Source organism: Nocardioides sp. QY071, assembly GCF_029961765.1.
GTDB lineage: Bacteria > Actinomycetota > Actinomycetes > Propionibacteriales > Nocardioidaceae > Nocardioides.
Genome location: NZ_CP124681.1, coordinates 1,594,149 through 1,611,688 on the forward strand (window position 1 = coordinate 1,594,149; position 17,540 = coordinate 1,611,688).

A 17,540-nucleotide genomic window follows, 5' to 3' on the forward strand; every position below is an offset into this window, starting at 1 on the left:
GCAGACCACCATGACCACCACGGCACCCACCGCCCCCGGCAGGCTCGGGGACGCGCTGGACCCTGCCGCGATTCAGGCCTACCTGGGCGAGCTCGACACCTGGCTGCGCGTACGACGCTCCGAGCTCGGCGAGCTCGACCAGGCCGCCCTGGCGGTGGGACGCGGGGGAGAGCTGGCGGGCGACATGTCGCTGGCGCTGGCGCTGTGGAAGGCGATCTCCGACCGCTACCAGCTGGTCTTCGCGACCTGGGACGGCGGCCGGGTCCTGCAGCAGGAGCGGGAGCGGATCTCGGCCCTGATCTGGGGCCGGCTCGACGGTGCGACCGAGCTGCCAGGCGGGCTGGCGGTGTCGCTGCCCGAGGCCGGGCGGCTGTGTGACGCGCTGACCGGCCAGCTGCGCAGCAGGCTGGCGCTGGTGCCGGGCGCCGACGCGCAGGCCGCGCGGATCCGCGAGCTGCGAGCGCAGCTGGAGCGGATCCGCGACCAGGTCGGGCTGGAGCCTGCGCTGACCCGCGACGTCGCGGTCAACCGGCTGGCCGAGCTGATGTCGCGGCTCGAGGGCATCACCGCGAAGGCCGAGCGCGGCGGCGACGCCGGCGGCATGCTCGGTCCGCTCGAGGTCGAGGCGACCACCTTCGAGCGCGACCTGATCGTCGGCAACGCCCGGCGCCGCGACGCCCGCGACCAGGTGATCTCCGCGCGCGAGCTGCGCGCCGACCTGGAGGCGCGTGAGGCGGCGCTGCACAAGCTCGCCGAGACCTGTGTGGCGACCGTCGACCCCGCGCCGCGGTACGCCGTCCCCGACGTCGGCCTGCTCGGCCCGGTGCCGGTGACCCCCGACGCGATCGGCCCCTACCTCGAGCGCCTCGACCGGGTCTCGCAGGCGCTCGAGATCGCCCAGCACGCCTACGCCGCGGCGCTCGAGGAGCACACCCAGCTCGCCGCGCTGCTCGACGCGTACGTCGCCAAGGCGCGCGCGTCCGCGGTCGCCGAGCACCCCGACCTCGTCGCGAGCGAGAAGTCCGCCCGCGACCTCCTCGAGCGCCGGCCGACCCCGATGGCGGTCGCGAAGCAGCTCGTCACGACGTACCAGACCTGGCTGACCAAGGAGACGACGCCATGAGCGCAGGTGCCTGCACCCAACCCGGCTGCACGGGCAGCATCGTCGACGGCTACTGCGACGTGTGCGGCATGCCCGGCGACGGCGGCACGTCGACTCCCGCCGCGGCGCCCGCCGCCGCCTCGCCGATCGGCGACTCCGGCACGGTCAAGGCCCCCATCGCCGCGGCCGTCGCGGGCAACCCGGCCAGCGTGGCCGCCTCGACCTGCCAGCAGCCCGGCTGCACGGGCACGATCCTCGACGGCTACTGCGACGTCTGCGGCACCCCGGCCGTTCCCGGTGCGAAGGTCGCCGAGGCGACGGCGATGGCCGAGTCCCAGCCCCTCTCGGGACGCGAGGGCACCTCCGCCACCGCCGCCAGCCGGGTCCAGTCCGCGGCGATCGGCTCCAAGCGCGCCGGCGCGACGGGCAGCACGTCCACGCGGCGTACCCGCACCGGCTCGCAGCGGATGCGGGCGGCCCGGATCGGCGCCGGCCTCACCGTCGTGCCTCCCGCGCCGCCGGTCGACGCCGCCAAGGCGATCATGGCCAACCCGCAGGTGCCCGAGGACAAGCGCAGCTGCGCCAAGTGCGGCAACGCCGTCGGTCGCAGCATCGACGGCCAGCCCGGGCGCAGCGAGGGGTTCTGCCCCAACTGCGGCCAGCAGTTCTCGTTCACGCCGAAGCTGAAGCAGGGCGACCTCGTTGCCGGGCAGTACGAGGTCGCGGGCGCGCTCGCCCACGGCGGCCTCGGCTGGATCTACCTCGCCCGCGACCGCAACGTCTCCAACCGGTGGGTCGTGCTCAAGGGCCTGCTCAACTCCGGCGACCCCGACGCGCTCGCCGCGGCGATCGCCGAGCAGCAGTTCCTCGCGCAGGTCGAGCACCCGCTGATCGTCGAGATCTACAACTTCGTCACGCACGAGGGCGCCGGCTACATCGTGATGGAGTACGTCGGCGGCAAGTCGCTCAAGCAGATCCTCAAGCAGCGGATGGTCGCCAACAACGGCGCCTACGACCCGCTGCCGGTCGACCAGGCCCTGGCCTACATCCTCGAGCTGCTGCCGGCGTTCCAGTACCTCCACGACCTCGGCCTGGTCTACTGCGACTTCAAGCCCGACAACATGATCCAGGTCGGCGACGCGATGAAGCTGATCGACCTAGGCGGCGTGCGGCGCATCGACGACGAGGAGTCGGCGATCTACGGCACGGTCGGCTACCAGGCGCCCGAGGTGGCCGAGGTCGGCCCTTCGGTGGCCTCCGACATCTACACGATCGGCCGCACCCTGGTCGTGCTGTGCATGGAGTTCCGCGGCTACCAGGGCACCTACCTGCACAGCCTGCCGCCGGTCGACGCGACGCCGCTGTTCCAGGAGTACGACTCGCTCTACCAGCTGATCGCCAAGTGCTGCGCTCCCGACCCGGCCGACCGGTTCGCCTCCGTCGACGAGATGCGTACCCAGGTCCTCGGCGTGCTGCGCGAGGTCGTGGCCCGCAAGCGGCAGGGTACGGCGACCACGTCGGCCGCCTCCGTGCTCTTCGAGTCGCCCGCGACCGCTCGTCCGATCACCGAGTGGAGCCAGCTGCCCGACCTGCGCACCGACACCACCGACCCGCAGTACGGCTGGCTGAGCACGATCGGCGACGACGACCCCAAGCAGCGGCTCAAGGACCTCGAGTCCGCGCCCGAGGACACCGCCGAGGTGTGGCTGGCCAGGGCCCACGCGGCGCTCGCGCTCGGCGACCCGGTGCTGGCCAGGAACCACGCACAGAGGCTGCTCACCGACGACCCGTGGGAGTGGCGGGCGCTGTGGATCGAGGGCCTCGCCTCGGTCCAGGCCGGCGACTGGGAGACGGCGAAGGCGTCGTTCAACGCCGTCTACCAGCAGGTTCCCGGCGAGCTCGCCCCCAAGCTGGCGCTCGCGTTCGCCTGCGAGCGCGGCGGGCTGCCGGAGGTGGCCGAGGGCCTCTACCTGGTGTGCGCCTCGACCGACGCCGCCTACGTCCCGCCGGCCGCGTTCGGCATGGCCCGGGTCCGGGCCGGTCGCCACGACGTCGCCGGCGCCGTGGCCGCACTCGACCTGGTGCCGACGACCAGCCGGGGCTACACCGAGAGCCGGCAGCAGCGGGCCGAGGTGCTGCTGTCGGGCAGTGCGCAGGACATCACCGTGCTCGACCAGGCGATGCGCACCATCGACTCCTCGAGCGTCGACCAGGCGACCCGGCAGCGGTTCACGGTGCGGATCCTCAACGAGGCGCTGCCCGTGATCTCGGCCGGCAAGGTGCCGGCCGGTGCCCGGATCGGTGCCGTCGAGGCGACCGAGGCCGGTGTGCGTGACGGGATCGAGAACGCGCTGCGGCTGCTCGCGCGCGACGCCGTCGACCTCAAGGAGCGGGTCACCCTGGTCAACCAGGCCAACGCCGTCCGGAACTGGAGCCTCACGTGAACTGCCCCTCCTGCCAGGCCGCGATCGCGCCGGGCGCCCGCTTCTGCGAGAACTGCGGCGCCCAGGTCGGGGCGCCTGCCGCCGCTCCCGTGCCGGCCGCGGCGGCCGCCGCGGACCACCCGCTCGGCGACGCCCCGATCAGCGCGCCCACTCGCAAGCCCGCCTCGGCCCTGCCCGACCCGCCGGCCCCGGCCGGACGTCGGCCCTGCACCGAGTGCGGGGGAGAGGTCGGCCCCGACCTCTACTGCCTCGAGTGCGGCACCAAGGCACCCAGCGAGCGCGACCACTTCCAGGAGCAGCCCGCGCCCTGGGTCGCCGGCGTGTGCGACAAGGCGATCGGCAAGAACCGCAACGAGGACGCGATGGCGCTGCTCGCCGGCGCTCAGCCCGGTGGTCAGCCCGGCTCCCGCGCCGTGCTGATCGTGATGGACGGCGTCTCCAACTCGATCGACTCCGACGTCGCGTCCCTGGCCGGGGCGCGAGCGGCCCGCGAGGTGCTGCGGATGCCGCTGCCGGCGGGGATGGGGACCCCGGAGAGCCGCGACGCCGCCGTACGCAAGGTCTTCACCGACGCCGCGGCCGCCGCCAACACCGCGATCGTCGCCGTCACCGACCCCGACTCGCCCAACCCGGCGTCGGCGACCTTCACGACCGCGGTCCTCGAGGGCCGGCGGATCACCTGGGCCAACATCGGCGACTCGCGCTCCTACTGGCTGCCCGACGAGGGCACCCCCGTCCAACTCACCGTCGACGACTCCGTCGCCCAGGCCCAGATCGCGTCCGGCGTGGCCCGCGAGATCGCCGAGACCGGGCCGCAGGCGCACGCGATCACCAAGTGGCTGGGGCGCGACTCCGAGGACCAGAAGCCCACCATCGGCGCGCTCGACGTCGACCGGAGCGGCTGGCTGCTCACCTGCTCCGACGGGCTGTGGAACTACGCCTCCGAGCCGGAGGCGCTGGCCGCGCAGGTCCGCGCCGCCGCCACCAGCGACCCGCTCGCCCTCGCCCTCGCGCTGGTCGCGTTCGCGAACGGCGCCGGCGGGCACGACAACATCACCGCCGCCCTGGCCCGGGTCGAGATTCCGGGCCTCGGGCACAATGACCAGACGCCGACCCCAGGAGGAGAGCCGAGCGATGGCTGAGTTCAGCGCCGCCGTCTACCAGAACGAGTTCCTGCCCGACGGCGGGACCGACGTCAACGCGATCGTCACGATCACCTGCAAGGGCGCCGGCACCGCCGGCCAGTCCGGCGCGGGCAGCGCGGGCGAGATCATCATCGTCGACACGTCCGGCTCGATGGGCCCGGCGACAATGGCCGCCGCCAAGGAGGGCGCCCAGGCCGCGCTCGCCGAGATCGTCGACGGCACCTACTTCGCCGTGATCGCCGGCGCCGACCGCGCGATGCTCGCCTACCCCCAGGTCTCCAGCGGCCCCGGCATGGTGCAGATGGACGCCCGCACCCGCCAGGAGGCGTCCTCGGCCATCGACCGCTTCGTCGGCAGCGGCGGTACGGCGATCAGCACCTGGCTCGACCTCGCCGGCCAGCTCTTCTCCTCGGTCAGCGCGGTCACCCAGCGCCACGTCCTGCTGCTCACCGACGGCGAGAACCGCGAGCGCCCGGGCCGCCTCGACGAGGCGATCAACCGCGCGACCGGCTACTTCCAGGCCGACTGCCGCGGTGCCGGCACCGACTGGCAGGTCGCCGAGATCCGGCGGATCGCGCAGGCCCTGCTCGGCACCGTCGACATCATCCCGAGCCCGGCCCAGATGAAGGCGCAGTTCGAGGAGATCATGCGCAACGCCATGGCCCGCGGTGTCGCCGACGCGTCGCTGCGGGTGTGGACGCCGCAGGGTGCCGAGGTCCTCTTCGTGCGCCAGGTCTCGCCGACGGTCGAGGACCTGAGCAGCCGTCGTACGCCGGTCAACCCCCTCACCGGTGACTACCCGACCGGTGCGTGGGCCGACGAGTCGCGTGACTACCACGTCGCCGTCCGGGTGCCGGCCAAGGCGATCGGCCAGGAGCAGCTCGCCGCCCGGGTCCAGCTCGCGCTCGGCAGCGACGTCGTCGCGCAGGGCCTGGTGAAGGCGACCTGGTCCAACAACTCCGAGCTCACCACCCGGATCGACCAGCAGGTCGCCCACTACACCGGTCAGGCCGAGCTCGCGCAGGCGATCCAGGAGGGCCTCGCGGCCAAGGCCGCCGGCGACGAGGCGACCGCGACCACCAAGCTCGGCCGCGCCGTCCAGCTCGCTGCCGAGACCGGCAACGACGAGGCCACCTCCAAGCTGCGCAAGGTCGTCGACGTCGACAACGAGGAGACGGGCACGGTCCGGCTCAAGCGGGCGGTCGAGAAGGCCGACGAGATGGCCCTCGACACCGCCTCGACCAAGACCACGCGGATCCGCAAGGAGCCCACGGCATGAGCACCTGCCCGTCCGGGCACGAGTCGGCCTCGGACGACTACTGCGACGTCTGCGGCCTGCCGATCCCGGCGGGCGGCGGTACGCCGTCCCCGGACGGGTCAGGGGCGACGCCCGCTGTCGCAGAGCCGGCCGCCCCGGCCGCCCCGGCCGCACCGCCCGCTCCGGCCGCTCCCACGACGGCCGAGTGCCCGAACTGCCAGGCGGCCAACCCGCCGAACGCGCTGTTCTGCGAGGCCTGCGGCTACGACTTCACCACCGGCTCGATGCCGCGCCCGGTCACGCCGTCGGTGCTCGACCTCGGGGCTCCCGCCTCGGCCGCCTCACCCGCCGGTGCAGACGATGCCGGCACGGCCGAGGCCAAGAGGTCCGCCGCTGCCACCCCGCCGGACGCCTCGATCGCCCCGCCGCTCGCCGACGCATGGGTGGCCGAGGTCTGGATCGACCCGGACTGGTACGCCGACCAGGAGTCGAGCGACCCGCTGCCGTCCGCGGGCGTGCCGACCGTCGTACCGCTCCGGACGACGTCGATCCTCGTCGGCCGCACCTCCCGCAGCCGCGGAATCCACCCCGACATCGACCTCGCCGCCGACAACGGCATCAGCCGGCGCCACTGCCAGCTCACCACCGACGGAACCCGCTGGTGGGTCGAGGACCTCGGCTCGTCCAACGGCACCTATCTCGGCTCGGCCGTCGGCCCGTTGCCGAAGGATCCGGTGCCGGCGGGGGAGAAGCGTGAGATCGCGCCGGACGCGCGGGTCTACCTCGGCGCCTGGACCCGGATCGTCATCCGGCGGGCGCAGCCCGGCGAGGTGTGAGTCTCCGCGGCGTGGTGTCCTCGTCGTACCCGGCATCTGGGTCGCGGTCGAGTCCGAATCGCGACCCGAATGCCGGGTACGACGCGTCGTCATCGACGAGGGTGTCTGCGACACTGCGTCCATGGCGATCAGGGACCAGGTCATCCTCATCACCGGCGGCGCCCGCGGCATCGGGCTCGAGACCGCCAAGGCGCTGGCGGCCAAGGGGGCCCGGCTGGCCCTGACCGACCTCGACGCCCCGGCGCTGGCCGAGGCGGTCGCGGCGATCGGTGCGGACCGGTGCGAGGGGATCGTGGCCGACGTGTGCGACCTGCCGGCGATGGAGGCGGCGGTCGCGACCACGCTGGAGCGCTTCGGGCGGCTCGACACCGTGCTCGCCAACGCGGGCATCGCCAGCTACGGCTCGGTGATGGCGATCGACCCGGCTGCGTTCCAGCGCACCGTCGACATCAACATCGTCGGCGTCTTCAACACCGCCCGGGCCGCGGTGCCGGCGCTCGCGGAGAGCAAGGGCTACCTGCTGGTGGTCTCGTCGCTGGCCGCCTTCGCGGCGGCACCCGGCCTGGCGGCGTACAACGCCAGCAAGGCAGGCGTCGAGCACTTCGCCAACGCGCTGCGCCTCGAGGTGGCCCACCAGGGGATCGCGGTCGGCTCGGCGCACATGTCGTGGATCGACACCCCGCTGGTGCAGGACGCGAAGAGCGACCTGCCGACCTTCCAGGAGCTGCTGAGCAAGCTGCCTGTGCCGCTCAACCGGACCACCGGTGTCGAGGCCTGCGTGAAGGCGTTCGTGAAGGGCGTCGAGAAGCGGTCGCGCCACGTCTACTGCCCGGGCTGGGTCCGCGGTGCCGGCCTGAACCGCAACGTCATCAACTCCGCGGCCGGCAACCGTCCGATCCTCAAGCTGGTCCCGGACCTGCTGCCGCGCATGGACGCCGAGGTGCGCGCGCTCGGTCGCTCGACCAGCGCCCGCAACATCGCCAACGACGAGCGGAAGGCGAACGGCTGAAGGTCAGCGCCGCGTCGCGATGAGCGCGGACGCGTCCGGGGCGACCATCACCTCGACCGTGGTGAACCGCTCGTCGGTGAGCCACTCCTCGCGCAGCGTGTCGACCCGGCCGCCGGTGATCGGCGGCCACATCTCGCAGGGGAAGAAGTCGTCGAGCACGACGATGCCGCCGGGCTCGACCAGGTCGGCGATCTTGTCGACCCCGACGGCCGACCGGTCGCCCGAGTCGAGGAAGAGCAGCGAGAACGGGCCCTTGTCCATCAGCGTGGACCAGTCGGCCTCGAGGACGTCGACCAGCGGGTCCTCGTCGAAGATCTCGATGGCCGCGGCCGCGAGCTTCGGGTCGAGCTCGGCGGTGAGGATCCGCGCCTTGTCGTTGCGTACGCCGGAGCGCAGCCAGGCGGTGCCGACACCGCAGCCCGTGCCGAACTCGGCCATGGTGCCCTCGCGGGTCGCAGCCAGCGCGGCGAGCAGCCGGCCGGTCTCGTTGCGGCAGAACGACACGTAGCCCGCGCGCCGGGACACGTCGAACGCGCGGTGGACCACGTCAGGAAGCTCGGGGGGCGCGCTCATGCCTTGAGTCTCGCCCGTGCGATCAAGGGGCGGGACGCGGATCTCGGATCGTGGTCGCGCCGAAGACCCGTTCCGAGGTCGTCACACCCGCACCTTCCGTCACGCCGGTCAGGGAACTCATGCGCCGGTCAGGTGTTGCAACCCCTGACAAGCGCATGGATCCCGGACATCCGGGGATTCATGCAGCTCGCCGCCCGCATGCTGGACGAAACCGGGACAGCGGCCGCCCGGCTCCTCTACAGTCGTCCCATCATGCGGAGCGCTCTTCTCGTAATCGTGCGCCGCGGCGAGGCCTGAGAGAGGCCACCTCGCCGCGGTGACTGCGGCGTTCCCGATACCGCGTCGGGCTTCTCGATCCAACCGAAGAAGTCCTGGCGCATCTCCGATCCGCACCGCGGCGGGCCCACCGGCCGGCAACGCGCGATCCGCACCCCCGTCGTAGTCGAGCTCCCGTGAGACCCACGAGCTGACGCCCACCCGCCGCGGTGGGAGAGGCACAGGACTGCAGTCGTCCAGCACGTCCTCAGCACCTACCAGCTCTCACGGAGACCCAGCGATGTTCACCACCTCGACCCGCCCCGGCGCCCAGTACCGCGACTCCCGCGAGTGGGGACCGGCCAAGCACGACCCGGAGCACCCCTACCACCTGGCCCAGCTCGACACCCCGGCCGCGGGGACTGACCTGCGAGACGGTGACGCCGGGCTCCCCGACGACAACTAGGTTTTTCCCCATGACCGACTCCTCTGCTGCAGCCCCCGTCACCACCGGCCAGGTCGCCCTCGGCGTCATCCCCGGTGACGGGATCGGCCCCGAGGTGACCGCCGAGGCCCTCAAGGTCCTCGAGGTCGCGGCGCCGGCCGACCTGAAGTTCGCGCAGACGCAGTACGACCTCGGTGCCGAGCGCTACCTGCGCACCGGCGAGGTGCTGCCCGACAGCGTGCTCGAGGAGATCCGCAACCAGGACGCCCTGCTGCTGGGCGCGGTCGGCGGCAAGCCCAACGACCCGAACCTGCCCCCGGGCATCCTCGAGCGCGGCCTGCTGCTCAAGCTGCGCTTCGAGCTCGACCACTACGTCAACCTGCGCCCCTCGCGCATCTACCCGGGCTCGGTCTCGCCGCTGTCCGAGGAGGTGCTGGCCAAGGGCGAGGTCGACTTCGTGGTCGTCCGCGAGGGCACCGAGGGCCCCTACACCGGCAACGGCGGCGCCCTGCGTGTCGGCACCCCGGCCGAGGTCGCCACCGAGGTCTCGGTCAACACGGCGTACGGCGTCGAGCGGGTCGTCCGCGACGCCTTCGAGCGCGCCCGCAAGCGCCCCCGCAAGAAGCTCACCTTGGTCCACAAGACCAACGTGCTCGTCCACGCGGGCCAGGTGTGGTGGCGCCTGTTCCAGCAGGTGGCGCAGGAGTACCCCGACGTCACGACCGACTACAGCCACATCGACGCGGTGATGATCTACCTGACGACCGACCCGCAGCGCTTCGACGTCATCGTCACCGACAACCTGTTCGGCGACATCGTCACCGACCTCGCCGCTGCCATCAGCGGTGGCATCGGCCTCGCGGCCTCCGGCAACGTGAACCCGGACCGTACCGCGCCGTCCATGTTCGAGCCCGTGCACGGCTCGGCCCCCGACATCGCGGGTCAGCTCATCGCCGACCCGACGGCTGCGATCCTGTCCGGTGCGCTCCTGCTCGACCACCTCGGCCACCCCGCCGCCGCGGCGAAGGTCGAGGCCGCGGTGCTCGCCGACCTCGAGGCCCGGGTGCCGGGCCAGCAGCGTCGTACGCCCGAGGTGGGCGACGCGATCGCCGCGCGAGTAGCCGGCTGAGCCCGCGTCAGGGGAGTTCCCCTGGACGCGGGCAGACGGCCCACTCCCGACCCGCGTTAACGAGGACTAACCTGATGACCATGCAGATCACCACCACGCTCTCTGCGAACCCGACCGACGACGCCCGTCTGGCGGAGATCCTGGCCAACCCGGGCTTCGGGGTGCACTTCTCCGACCACATGTTCACCGTCGAGTGGACCCCGGAGCAGGGCTGGTACGACGCCCGCATCACGCCGTACGGCCCGATCACGCTCGACCCCGCGGCCGCGGTCCTGCACTACGCGCAGGAGACCTTCGAGGGGATGAAGGCCTACCGCCACGACGACGACTCGCTGTGGCTGTTCCGCCCCGAGGCCAACGCGGAGCGGATGAAGCGCTCCAGCCACCGCCTGGCGCTGCCGGTGCTCGAGGTGCCCGACTTCCTCCAGGCCGTGGAGGAGCTGGTGAAGGTCGACGAGCGGTTCGTCCCGGGCAACCCCGACGGTGGCGAGAAGAGCCTCTACCTGCGCCCGTTCATGTTCGCCTCGGAGCAGTTCCTCGGCGTCCGCCCGGCCCAGCACGTCACCTTCATGGTGATCGCGAGCCCGGCCGGCGCCTACTTCAAGGGCGGCATCAAGCCGGTCACGCTGTGGCTGACCGAGGAGTACACCCGAGCCGGCCGCGGCGGCATGGGCGCGGCCAAGACCGGCGGCAACTACGCCTCGTCGCTGGTCGCGCAGCAGGAGGCCTACGCCCAGGGCTGCGACCAGGTCGTCTTCCTCGACGCCCAGGAGGGCAAGTACGTCGAGGAGCTCGGCGGGATGAACATGTACTTCGTCTTCGACGACGGCTCGATCGTCACCCCGGAGACCGGCACCATCCTCGAGGGCATCACCCGCTCCTCGATCATCGAGCTCGCCGGCAAGATGGGCCACCAGGTCACCGAGCGGAAGTTCGGCATCGACGAGTGGCGCGAGGGCATCGCGAGCGGCCGGATCACCGAGGTCTTCGCCTGCGGCACCGCCGCCGTGGTCACCCCCGTCGGCTCGCTGAAGTACGCCGGTGGCGAGACCCCGGCGCCCGCCAGCCAGGACCTCACCATGCGGATCCGCGAGGCGCTCGTCGGCGTCCAGCTCGGGCGCGCCGAGGACACCTTCGGCTGGATGCGCCGCGTCGACTGACCCCGGTTGGGTGGGTGAGAGTGAGCCAGAGATCACTCCTACCCACCCGACTCGTCCGGTTTCGTCGAGGACGCGCGGTGGCACGGTCGGTCCGTGCGTGATCGACTCGGCTCCATCGCCCTGGTGGCCTTCGTCCTCTTGTTCATGATCGGTGGTCCCGCGCTGATCGTCTGGGGCGCGGTCGCCGTCGACCGGCATGACACCCTGGTGCGCGGGGGGCAGCGCGCGGAGGGCACCGTCGTCGAGTTCGTCGATGCGCACAAGGCCTCCAAGCGCAAGGTCGAGGTGGAGTTCGCGGCGCCCGACGGCAGCACCCACCGCGCCCGCGGCCTCGCCGGCCCCGACCAGTCACCGGAGGTCGGCTCGACCCTGCCCGTGGCCTACGACGAAGAGGACCCCGGCCGCAATGCCGTCGTCGGGTACGACGACACCGGCAGCTCGCTGCTCGGCATGGGCGTGATCCTCACCGGCGTCTTCTGGGGGCTGCCGCTGCTCGTCCTCCTGGTCCGGCTGCCCGCCCGGCGTCGGCGCCGCCGCGAGGAGGCTCGAGCGGCGGCTGGCTGATACTGGACCCATGGCGCACCCGATCATGTTCTCCGACGACGACCCGGGCCTCGCCGAGCTGCGGGCGATCTGCCGAGTGCTGCCGGACGCGGTCGAGTTCGTCAGCCACGGCCGGCCGAGCTTCAAGGCGGGGGAGAAGGGCAAGGTCTTCGCGACCTTCGGCGCCGGGCTGAGGACGGGGCCGGGCACGCACCGGCGCATCGACAGCGCGCTGAGCGTGAAGGTCCCGCTGGAGGAGCTGCCCGCCCTCGACGAGGACGACCGCTTCTTCGTGCCGATGTACGCCGGCTCGGCTCCCTGGCGGGCGATCGACCTCGCCCGCCCGGAGGTCGACTGGTCCGAGATCACCGAGCTCGTCGACGCGTCGTACCGTGCCGTCGCGCCCAAGCGCCTCGTGGACGAGCTGGACGCCCGTGACGAGGCGTAGCGACCGATCGCGCCCGCTGCTGGTGCGGCTGGTCCTCGCCGTCGGTCGGCTGGTCAAGCGCATCGTCGTGACCGTCGTCGAGATCCTCTCCTCCTGACGCAGCACGGGTCGGTGTGCCCGGGCCTGAACCGCGGCGCCGCTGGGTAGCCTCGGGGTGTGACCCTCCGCCCGGACAGCAGCGCGCCCACGCGCGTGGGCCGCTACGCGCTGCTCACCAAGCTCGGCGAGGGCGGGATGGGCATCGTCCACCTCGCCCAGGGCCCCGACGGGCAGCGGGTCGCGCTCAAGGTGCTGCGCCCGCAGGTCGTCGGCGACCAGGAGGCGCGCAACCGGCTGGCGCGGGAGGTCGGCTCGCTGACCCGGGTGCGCAGCCCGTGGGTCGCGGAGATGATCGACGCCGACCCCTGGGCCGAGGTGCCCTATGTCGTCACCCGCTACGTCCCCGGCTTCTCCTTGCACGAGCACGTCGCCACCGAGGGCCCGGTCACCGGCCGTGACCTGCTTTGGCTCGCCGGCTGCCTCGCCGAGGGACTCGCCGCGGTCCACGCCGCGGGCGTGCTGCACCGCGACGTGAAGCCGGGCAACGTGCTCATGGAGGGCCGCACCCCGATCCTCATCGACTTCGGCCTGGCCCGCGTCACTGACGACGTCCGGCTCACCCAGACCGGCTGGCTGCTCGGCACACCCGGCTACCTCGCGCCCGAGATCCTGTACGGCGACGAGGCGACCCCCGCCGCCGACGTGCACGCGTGGGCGGCGACCGTGGCGTACGCCGCGAGCGGGCGGGCGCCGTACGGGCGCGGTCCGGCGATGGCTGTCATGGACCGCACCCGCCGCGGCCAGCACGACCTGTCCGGCATCGAGAGCCCGCTGGCCGAGGTGCTGGCCGCCGCCCTCGACCCCGAGCCGCTCGAGCGTCCGCTGCTCGAGGAGCTGCTCGCCTGGCTGCGCCCGCTCAGCACCCGTCCCGAGCTGTCGCCCGCGCCGGTGCCGGGCGGCCTGTTCACGGCGTCGGGCCCCGTGCCCGACGACCTCACGCTGCCACTGGCCCTCGCCGCGCAGGCCGGTGCGCCGGTCGCGCCCGGTCCGGTCACGCCACCGACGGTGCCCGAGCCGGAGGCGCCCGGCACCCAGGTGCTGCCGACCGCCGTCGAGCCACCCGCCCCGCCGGTACCGCCCGCCCCGCCGACCACGGCCGGTCCGACCGCGCCGGCGCTCCCGCCGGCCCCGCCGCCGGCGGCGGCGATGGCGCTGGCGCGGATGGAGGAGCAGTTCGACCAGGCGTGGGATCTCGAGCAGGCGTTCGTCGCGCAGCCGAGGCCGCCGCTCGCCGTGCGACTGCGCCGCTGGGTGGCCGTGGGCCTGGGCGCGGTCGCGCTCGGAGCCGGGTTCGCCGCGGCGCCGTGGGTCGCCACCGGCGTCGTCGTGCTCGCCGTGTGGCTGCTGCGGGCCGGGTCGCTGGCGGCCTCGGCGGTCGCCAGCCGTCGTACCGTCCGCGGCGTGAAGTGGTACGACGGCCTGCGTTGGGTCACCACGAGCCCGTGGCACCTCGTCCGCGCCACGACCGGCACCGTGGTGCTGGTGGCGTGGAGCGCCGGGCTGGGGATCGCGGCCGGGCTACTGGGCTACGCGCTCGCGCTCGACGTCCCGACCACGCTGCTGGCGGGCGGCACGACCCTCGGTGTCGCGCTGTGGTCGGGGCCGGGCAGCAGCCGGTTCCGCTCGCCCGTCTCCCGGGTGCTCGACCCGCTCGCCCGCCGGCCGGTGCCGTGGCTGCTCGCCTGCGCGGTGCTGCTCGCGGTCGCCGCCGGGCTGGGCGTGCTCGTCGTCGGCAACGGCGTCGCGTGGTTCCCGTGGGCCACCGGTCCCTTCGGCCTCTGAGCCTTGGACTCCGAGCCGGCGGACCGGGCGTCCGTGGCACACTGACCTCGTGAGCACCATCACCGTGACGATCCTTGGATTGAGGAGGTCGCGCAGCGACCGTCTCGAAATCATTAGTTAGCGCGTCCGACGCCCCGTCGGACGCGCCAGCCTCTCGTTGTCGGGAGGCTTTTGTTTTGCCCAGGTGACACCCAGCGAGAGAACCCCGATGACCCAGCAGCTCGACCTCCACGGCTCGTTCCACGTCTACGACACCACCCTGCGCGACGGTATGCAGCAGGAGGGGCTCAACCCCACGGTGGCCGACAAGCTCGCCATCGCGCGGCACCTGGACGGGCTCGGCGTCGGGTACATCGAGGGTGGCTGGCCGGGCGCCAACCCGAAGGACACCGAGTTCTTCCGCCGGGCGGCGCTCGAGCTGGACCTCGAGCACGCCCGCCTCGCGGCCTTCGGCTCGACCCGCCGCGCCGGCCTGCTCGCGGCCGACGACCCGCAGGTCGCCGCGCTGCGTGACAGTGGTGCAGGCGTTGTCACACTGGTCGCCAAGTCGCACGTCGGCCACGTCGAGAAGGCGCTGCGGACCACGCTCGAGGAGAACCTCGCGATGATCCGCGACACCGTCTCCCACCTGCGGGCCGAGGGCCAGCAGGTGTTCCTCGACGCCGAGCACTTCTTCGACGGCTACCGGCTCGACCGGGCCTACGCGCTCGAGGTGCTGCGCACGGCGTACGACGCCGGTGCGGAGGTGGTCGCCCTATGCGACACCAACGGCGGCATGCTGCCGGGCTGGGTCTCCGACGTCGTGCACGACGTGCTCGAGACGACCCAGGTCCGGGTCGGCATCCACTGCCACAACGACACCGGCCTCGCCGTCGCCAACACGCTGGCGGCCGTCGAGGCGGGCGCCACCCACGTCCAGGGCTGCATCAACGGCTACGGCGAGCGCACCGGCAACGCCGACCTCGTCAACGTCGTCGCCAACCTCGAGCTCAAGCTCGACCAGCAGGTGCTGCCGCCGGGCCTGCTCACCGAGGCCACCCGGATCGCGCACGCCGTCGCCGAGGTGACCAACGTGCCGCCCGCCGCGCGCCAGCCGTACGTCGGTGCCTCGGCCTTCGCCCACAAGGCCGGCCTGCACGCCAGCGCGATCAAGGTCGACCCCGACCTCTACCAGCACATGGACCCGGCCGGCGTCGGCAACGACATGCGCCTGCTCGTCTCCGACATGGCCGGCCGCGCGACCATCGAGCTCAAGGGCAAGGAGCTCGGCTTCGACCTCTCCGACAACCCCGAGCTGGTCACCCGGGTGACCAACCGGGTCAAGGAGCTCGAGCTGAGCGGCTACACCTTCGAGGCCGCCGACGCGTCCTTCGAGCTGCTCCTCGCCGAGGAGGTGGACGGCCACCGGCCGTCGTACTTCGACGTCGAGAGCTGGCGCGTGATCACCGAGACGCTCACCCACGCCGCGCCGGGCGAGGAGGCCGTGTCCGAGGCGACCGTGAAGCTCACCGCGGCCGGCGTGCGCTACGTCGTGACGGGGGAGGGCAACGGCCCGGTCAACGCGCTCGACCAGGCGCTGCGCTCGGCGATCGAGCAGGCGTACCCGGAGATCGCGAAGTTCGAGCTGATCGACTTCAAGGTCCGCATCCTCGACCAGGGGCACGGCACCGACGCCATCACCCGCGTGCTCATCGAGACCACCGACGGGGCGTCCTCGTGGGTGACCGTCGGCGTCGGCGCGAACGTGATCGAGGCGTCGTGGGAGGCGCTCGCGGACAGCCTCACCTACGGGCTGCTGCGGCACCACCAGGACTGAGCACGACCGCGGGCGATGAGTCCCGCGCGCCCGGCCGGTCCCTCCTGCATGGACATCCTCGTGAGCGGACTGGGCCTGGTGGAGTCGCCGCGGTGGCACGACGGCCGGATCTGGTTCAGCGACTGGACCCACGGCCGGATCATCGCGGTCGACGAGCACGACTGCGTGGAGGTGGTCGTCGAGCACACGTCGCTCCCGCTGTGCTTCGACTTCCTGCCCGACGGGCGCCTGGTCCTGGTCTCCAACCAGGCGAACGCGCTGCTCGTGCGAGAGCCTGACGGCACCCTGGCGCCGTACGCCGACCTGGCCGGGCTGTCGGCGTACGGCCACAACGACATCGTGGTCGACCGGCTCGGCCGGGCCTACGTCAACAGCTGCGCCTTCGACTTCGCCGTCGGGCCGCCGGCTGGTGACCGTGCGCCCGGCTTCGTGGCGCTCGTGCTGCCCGACGGCACGGCCCGCGTGGTCGCCGACGACCTCGCCTTCCCGAACGGGATGGCCGTCACCGCCGACGGGAGCACCCTGGTCGTCGCGGACTCGTACCGCTCGCAGCTGGTGGCCTTCGACATCGCCGCCGACGGCGCACTGTCGGGCCGCCGGGTCTGGGCCGACCTCGGTACCGACAACCCCGACGGCATCTGCCTCGACGCCGAGGGCGCCGTCTGGTACGCCGACGTCCCGCACCAGCACTGCGTCCGCGTCGCCGAGGGCGGCGAGGTGCTGCGCACCGTCGAGCTGGACCGCGGCGGCTTCGCCTGCGCGATCGACGGCGACACCCTCTACGTCGTCGCCGCGCACTGGCCCGGTCCGGCGGAGCTCCCGACCTTCCGGGACTGGGACGGTCAGCTGCTGCGGGTGTCGCTGGGCTGAGCGACGACCCGCGCCACCAGGTCGTTCCAGCCGGCGACCACCTGCGCCTCGCTCATCCCGCCCGCGTCGATCTGCTGGCGCAGCACCGGCACGGCCAGTGGCGCGACGAGGGCGGTCGAGAGGTAGCCGAGGTCGCCTCGGACCCCGAGCTGGGAGAGCAGCATGCGCACGTGCAGCGACACGAACCCGAGCACGGCGTAGTTCTCGCCCCACGTGCTCCCCGCCGCCTCGATCAGGGCGGCCTGCTCGCGGTGGTGGCGCAGCCGGGACGCGCCGAACGCCAGCAGCCGCTCCATCGGCGGCGCCCCCGGACCCAACGGCGGCGGACCGCTGATCACGCTGGCCTGCCACTCCTCCTCGCGGTGGTTGAGCAGCGAGGCCATCAGCCCCTCGCGGCTCCCGAACCGCCGGAACACCGTGCCCTTGCCGACGCCCGCCCGCGCCGCGACCGCCTCGGTCGTGAGGTCGTCGACCCCGCAGGTCTCGATCAGCTCGGCTGCGGCCTGCAGCAGCGCCTCCCGGTTGCGGGCGGCGTCGCGGCGCACGACGGGCGCGCTGGTCAGCACGGGGAGGTCCTTGGGCATGGTGAGGCCACCCTAGATCGGGTCGCCGACAGCCGCTTACGA

16 protein-coding genes are annotated in these 17,540 nt (G+C 72.8%); 14 read left to right on the forward strand and 2 right to left on the reverse strand.

Translation table 11 applies throughout. The features are described from left to right. Positions 1-10 precede the first annotated feature (10 nt). The 6 genes from QI633_RS07595 (at position 11) to QI633_RS07620 (ending at position 7,794) form a co-directional block, all read left to right on the forward strand. Positions 11-1,123 carry a hypothetical protein gene (locus QI633_RS07595; RefSeq protein ID WP_141801164.1) on the forward strand — a complete coding sequence of 371 codons (1,113 nt, stop codon included), beginning with the start codon at positions 11-13 and terminating at the stop codon, positions 1,121-1,123. Next, a complete protein-coding gene (locus tag QI633_RS07600) occupies positions 1,120-3,546 on the forward strand; it encodes a serine/threonine-protein kinase (RefSeq protein ID WP_141799692.1) in 2,427 nt (808 codons plus the stop codon). Before QI633_RS07595 ends, QI633_RS07600 begins: the two co-directional genes overlap by 4 nt. Continuing rightward, on the forward strand, positions 3,543-4,688 hold the full coding sequence (locus QI633_RS07605) for a zinc-ribbon domain-containing protein (protein ID WP_141799691.1): 1,146 nt from the start codon (positions 3,543-3,545) through the stop codon (positions 4,686-4,688). Before QI633_RS07600 ends, QI633_RS07605 begins: the two co-directional genes overlap by 4 nt. Then, on the forward strand, positions 4,681-5,970 hold the full coding sequence (locus tag QI633_RS07610; protein WP_141799690.1) for a VWA domain-containing protein: 1,290 nt from the start codon (positions 4,681-4,683) through the stop codon (positions 5,968-5,970). Before QI633_RS07605 ends, QI633_RS07610 begins: the two co-directional genes overlap by 8 nt. Continuing rightward, on the forward strand, positions 5,967-6,785 hold the full coding sequence (locus QI633_RS07615; RefSeq protein WP_141799689.1) for an FHA domain-containing protein: 819 nt from the start codon (positions 5,967-5,969) through the stop codon (positions 6,783-6,785). Before QI633_RS07610 ends, QI633_RS07615 begins: the two co-directional genes overlap by 4 nt. 121 nt (positions 6,786-6,906) lie before the next feature. After that, positions 6,907-7,794 (forward strand): SDR family oxidoreductase, encoded by an 888-nt coding sequence (locus QI633_RS07620; RefSeq protein ID WP_141799688.1) that lies wholly within the window; start codon positions 6,907-6,909, stop codon positions 7,792-7,794. Positions 7,795-7,797: 3 nt separating this feature from the next. Here QI633_RS07620 and QI633_RS07625 read toward each other — a convergent pair whose 3' ends face one another. After that, on the reverse strand, positions 7,798-8,367 hold the full coding sequence (locus tag QI633_RS07625; protein WP_141799687.1) for a class I SAM-dependent methyltransferase: 570 nt from the start codon (positions 8,365-8,367) through the stop codon (positions 7,798-7,800). Positions 8,368-8,923: 556 nt separating this feature from the next. Here QI633_RS07625 and QI633_RS07630 point away from each other — a divergent pair. The 8 genes from QI633_RS07630 to QI633_RS07665 all read left to right on the forward strand — a co-directional run bounded on the left by QI633_RS07630 (position 8,924) and on the right by QI633_RS07665 (position 16,914). After that, a complete protein-coding gene (locus tag QI633_RS07630; protein ID WP_160158296.1) occupies positions 8,924-9,088 on the forward strand; it encodes a hypothetical protein in 165 nt (54 codons plus the stop codon). Positions 9,089-9,098: 10 nt separating this feature from the next. Next, the gene (locus tag QI633_RS07635) at positions 9,099-10,196 is read left to right on the forward strand and encodes a 3-isopropylmalate dehydrogenase (RefSeq protein WP_141799686.1); all 1,098 of its coding nucleotides are present in this window, start codon (positions 9,099-9,101) and stop codon (positions 10,194-10,196) included. 80 nt (positions 10,197-10,276) lie between these two features. Beyond that, positions 10,277-11,356 carry a branched-chain amino acid aminotransferase gene (locus QI633_RS07640; RefSeq protein ID WP_260806594.1) on the forward strand — a complete coding sequence of 360 codons (1,080 nt, stop codon included), beginning with the start codon at positions 10,277-10,279 and terminating at the stop codon, positions 11,354-11,356. A 93-nt stretch (positions 11,357-11,449) separates the two neighbouring features. Continuing rightward, on the forward strand, positions 11,450-11,920 hold the full coding sequence (locus QI633_RS07645; protein WP_141799684.1) for a DUF3592 domain-containing protein: 471 nt from the start codon (positions 11,450-11,452) through the stop codon (positions 11,918-11,920). Positions 11,921-11,930: 10 nt separating this feature from the next. Continuing rightward, positions 11,931-12,347 (forward strand): MmcQ/YjbR family DNA-binding protein, encoded by a 417-nt coding sequence (locus QI633_RS07650; protein WP_141799683.1) that lies wholly within the window; start codon positions 11,931-11,933, stop codon positions 12,345-12,347. A gap of 156 nt (positions 12,348-12,503) precedes the next feature. Next, positions 12,504-14,228: a serine/threonine-protein kinase gene (locus QI633_RS07655; protein WP_282428583.1), complete on the forward strand. Its 1,725-nt coding sequence runs from the start codon at positions 12,504-12,506 to the stop codon at positions 14,226-14,228. A gap of 208 nt (positions 14,229-14,436) precedes the next feature. Beyond that, positions 14,437-16,044 (forward strand): citramalate synthase, encoded by a 1,608-nt coding sequence (gene cimA, locus QI633_RS07660; protein ID WP_141799681.1) that lies wholly within the window; start codon positions 14,437-14,439, stop codon positions 16,042-16,044. A gap of 60 nt (positions 16,045-16,104) precedes the next feature. Continuing rightward, positions 16,105-16,914: an SMP-30/gluconolactonase/LRE family protein gene (locus tag QI633_RS07665; protein ID WP_282428584.1), complete on the forward strand. Its 810-nt coding sequence runs from the start codon at positions 16,105-16,107 to the stop codon at positions 16,912-16,914. Here QI633_RS07665 and QI633_RS07670 read toward each other — a convergent pair. Then, positions 16,887-17,498 carry a TetR/AcrR family transcriptional regulator gene (locus QI633_RS07670; protein WP_141799679.1) on the reverse strand — a complete coding sequence of 204 codons (612 nt, stop codon included), beginning with the start codon at positions 17,496-17,498 and terminating at the stop codon, positions 16,887-16,889. The two genes, QI633_RS07665 and QI633_RS07670, sit on opposite strands and share 28 nt — an antisense overlap. Positions 17,499-17,540 lie beyond the last annotated feature (42 nt).

What these genes read in the sequence shown, in the direction of transcription:
- QI633_RS07610 (WP_141799690.1), top strand. Translation starts at nt 4,681, where the DNA reads ATGGCTGAGTTCAGCGCCGCCGTCTACCAGAACGAGTTCCTGCCCGAC.
- QI633_RS07595 (WP_141801164.1), top strand. Translation starts at nt 11, where the DNA reads ATGACCACCACGGCACCCACCGCCCCCGGCAGGCTCGGGGACGCGCTG.
- QI633_RS07640 (WP_260806594.1), top strand. Translation starts at nt 10,277, where the DNA reads ATGCAGATCACCACCACGCTCTCTGCGAACCCGACCGACGACGCCCGT.
- QI633_RS07650 (WP_141799683.1), top strand. Translation starts at nt 11,931, where the DNA reads ATGGCGCACCCGATCATGTTCTCCGACGACGACCCGGGCCTCGCCGAG.
- cimA (WP_141799681.1), top strand. Translation starts at nt 14,437, where the DNA reads ATGACCCAGCAGCTCGACCTCCACGGCTCGTTCCACGTCTACGACACC.
- QI633_RS07630 (WP_160158296.1), top strand. Translation starts at nt 8,924, where the DNA reads ATGTTCACCACCTCGACCCGCCCCGGCGCCCAGTACCGCGACTCCCGC.
- QI633_RS07600 (WP_141799692.1), top strand. Translation starts at nt 1,120, where the DNA reads ATGAGCGCAGGTGCCTGCACCCAACCCGGCTGCACGGGCAGCATCGTC.
- QI633_RS07625 (WP_141799687.1), bottom strand. Translation starts at nt 8,367, where the DNA reads ATGAGCGCGCCCCCCGAGCTTCCTGACGTGGTCCACCGCGCGTTCGAC.
- QI633_RS07635 (WP_141799686.1), top strand. Translation starts at nt 9,099, where the DNA reads ATGACCGACTCCTCTGCTGCAGCCCCCGTCACCACCGGCCAGGTCGCC.
- QI633_RS07615 (WP_141799689.1), top strand. Translation starts at nt 5,967, where the DNA reads ATGAGCACCTGCCCGTCCGGGCACGAGTCGGCCTCGGACGACTACTGC.
- QI633_RS07670 (WP_141799679.1), bottom strand. Translation starts at nt 17,498, where the DNA reads ATGCCCAAGGACCTCCCCGTGCTGACCAGCGCGCCCGTCGTGCGCCGC.
- QI633_RS07620 (WP_141799688.1), top strand. Translation starts at nt 6,907, where the DNA reads ATGGCGATCAGGGACCAGGTCATCCTCATCACCGGCGGCGCCCGCGGC.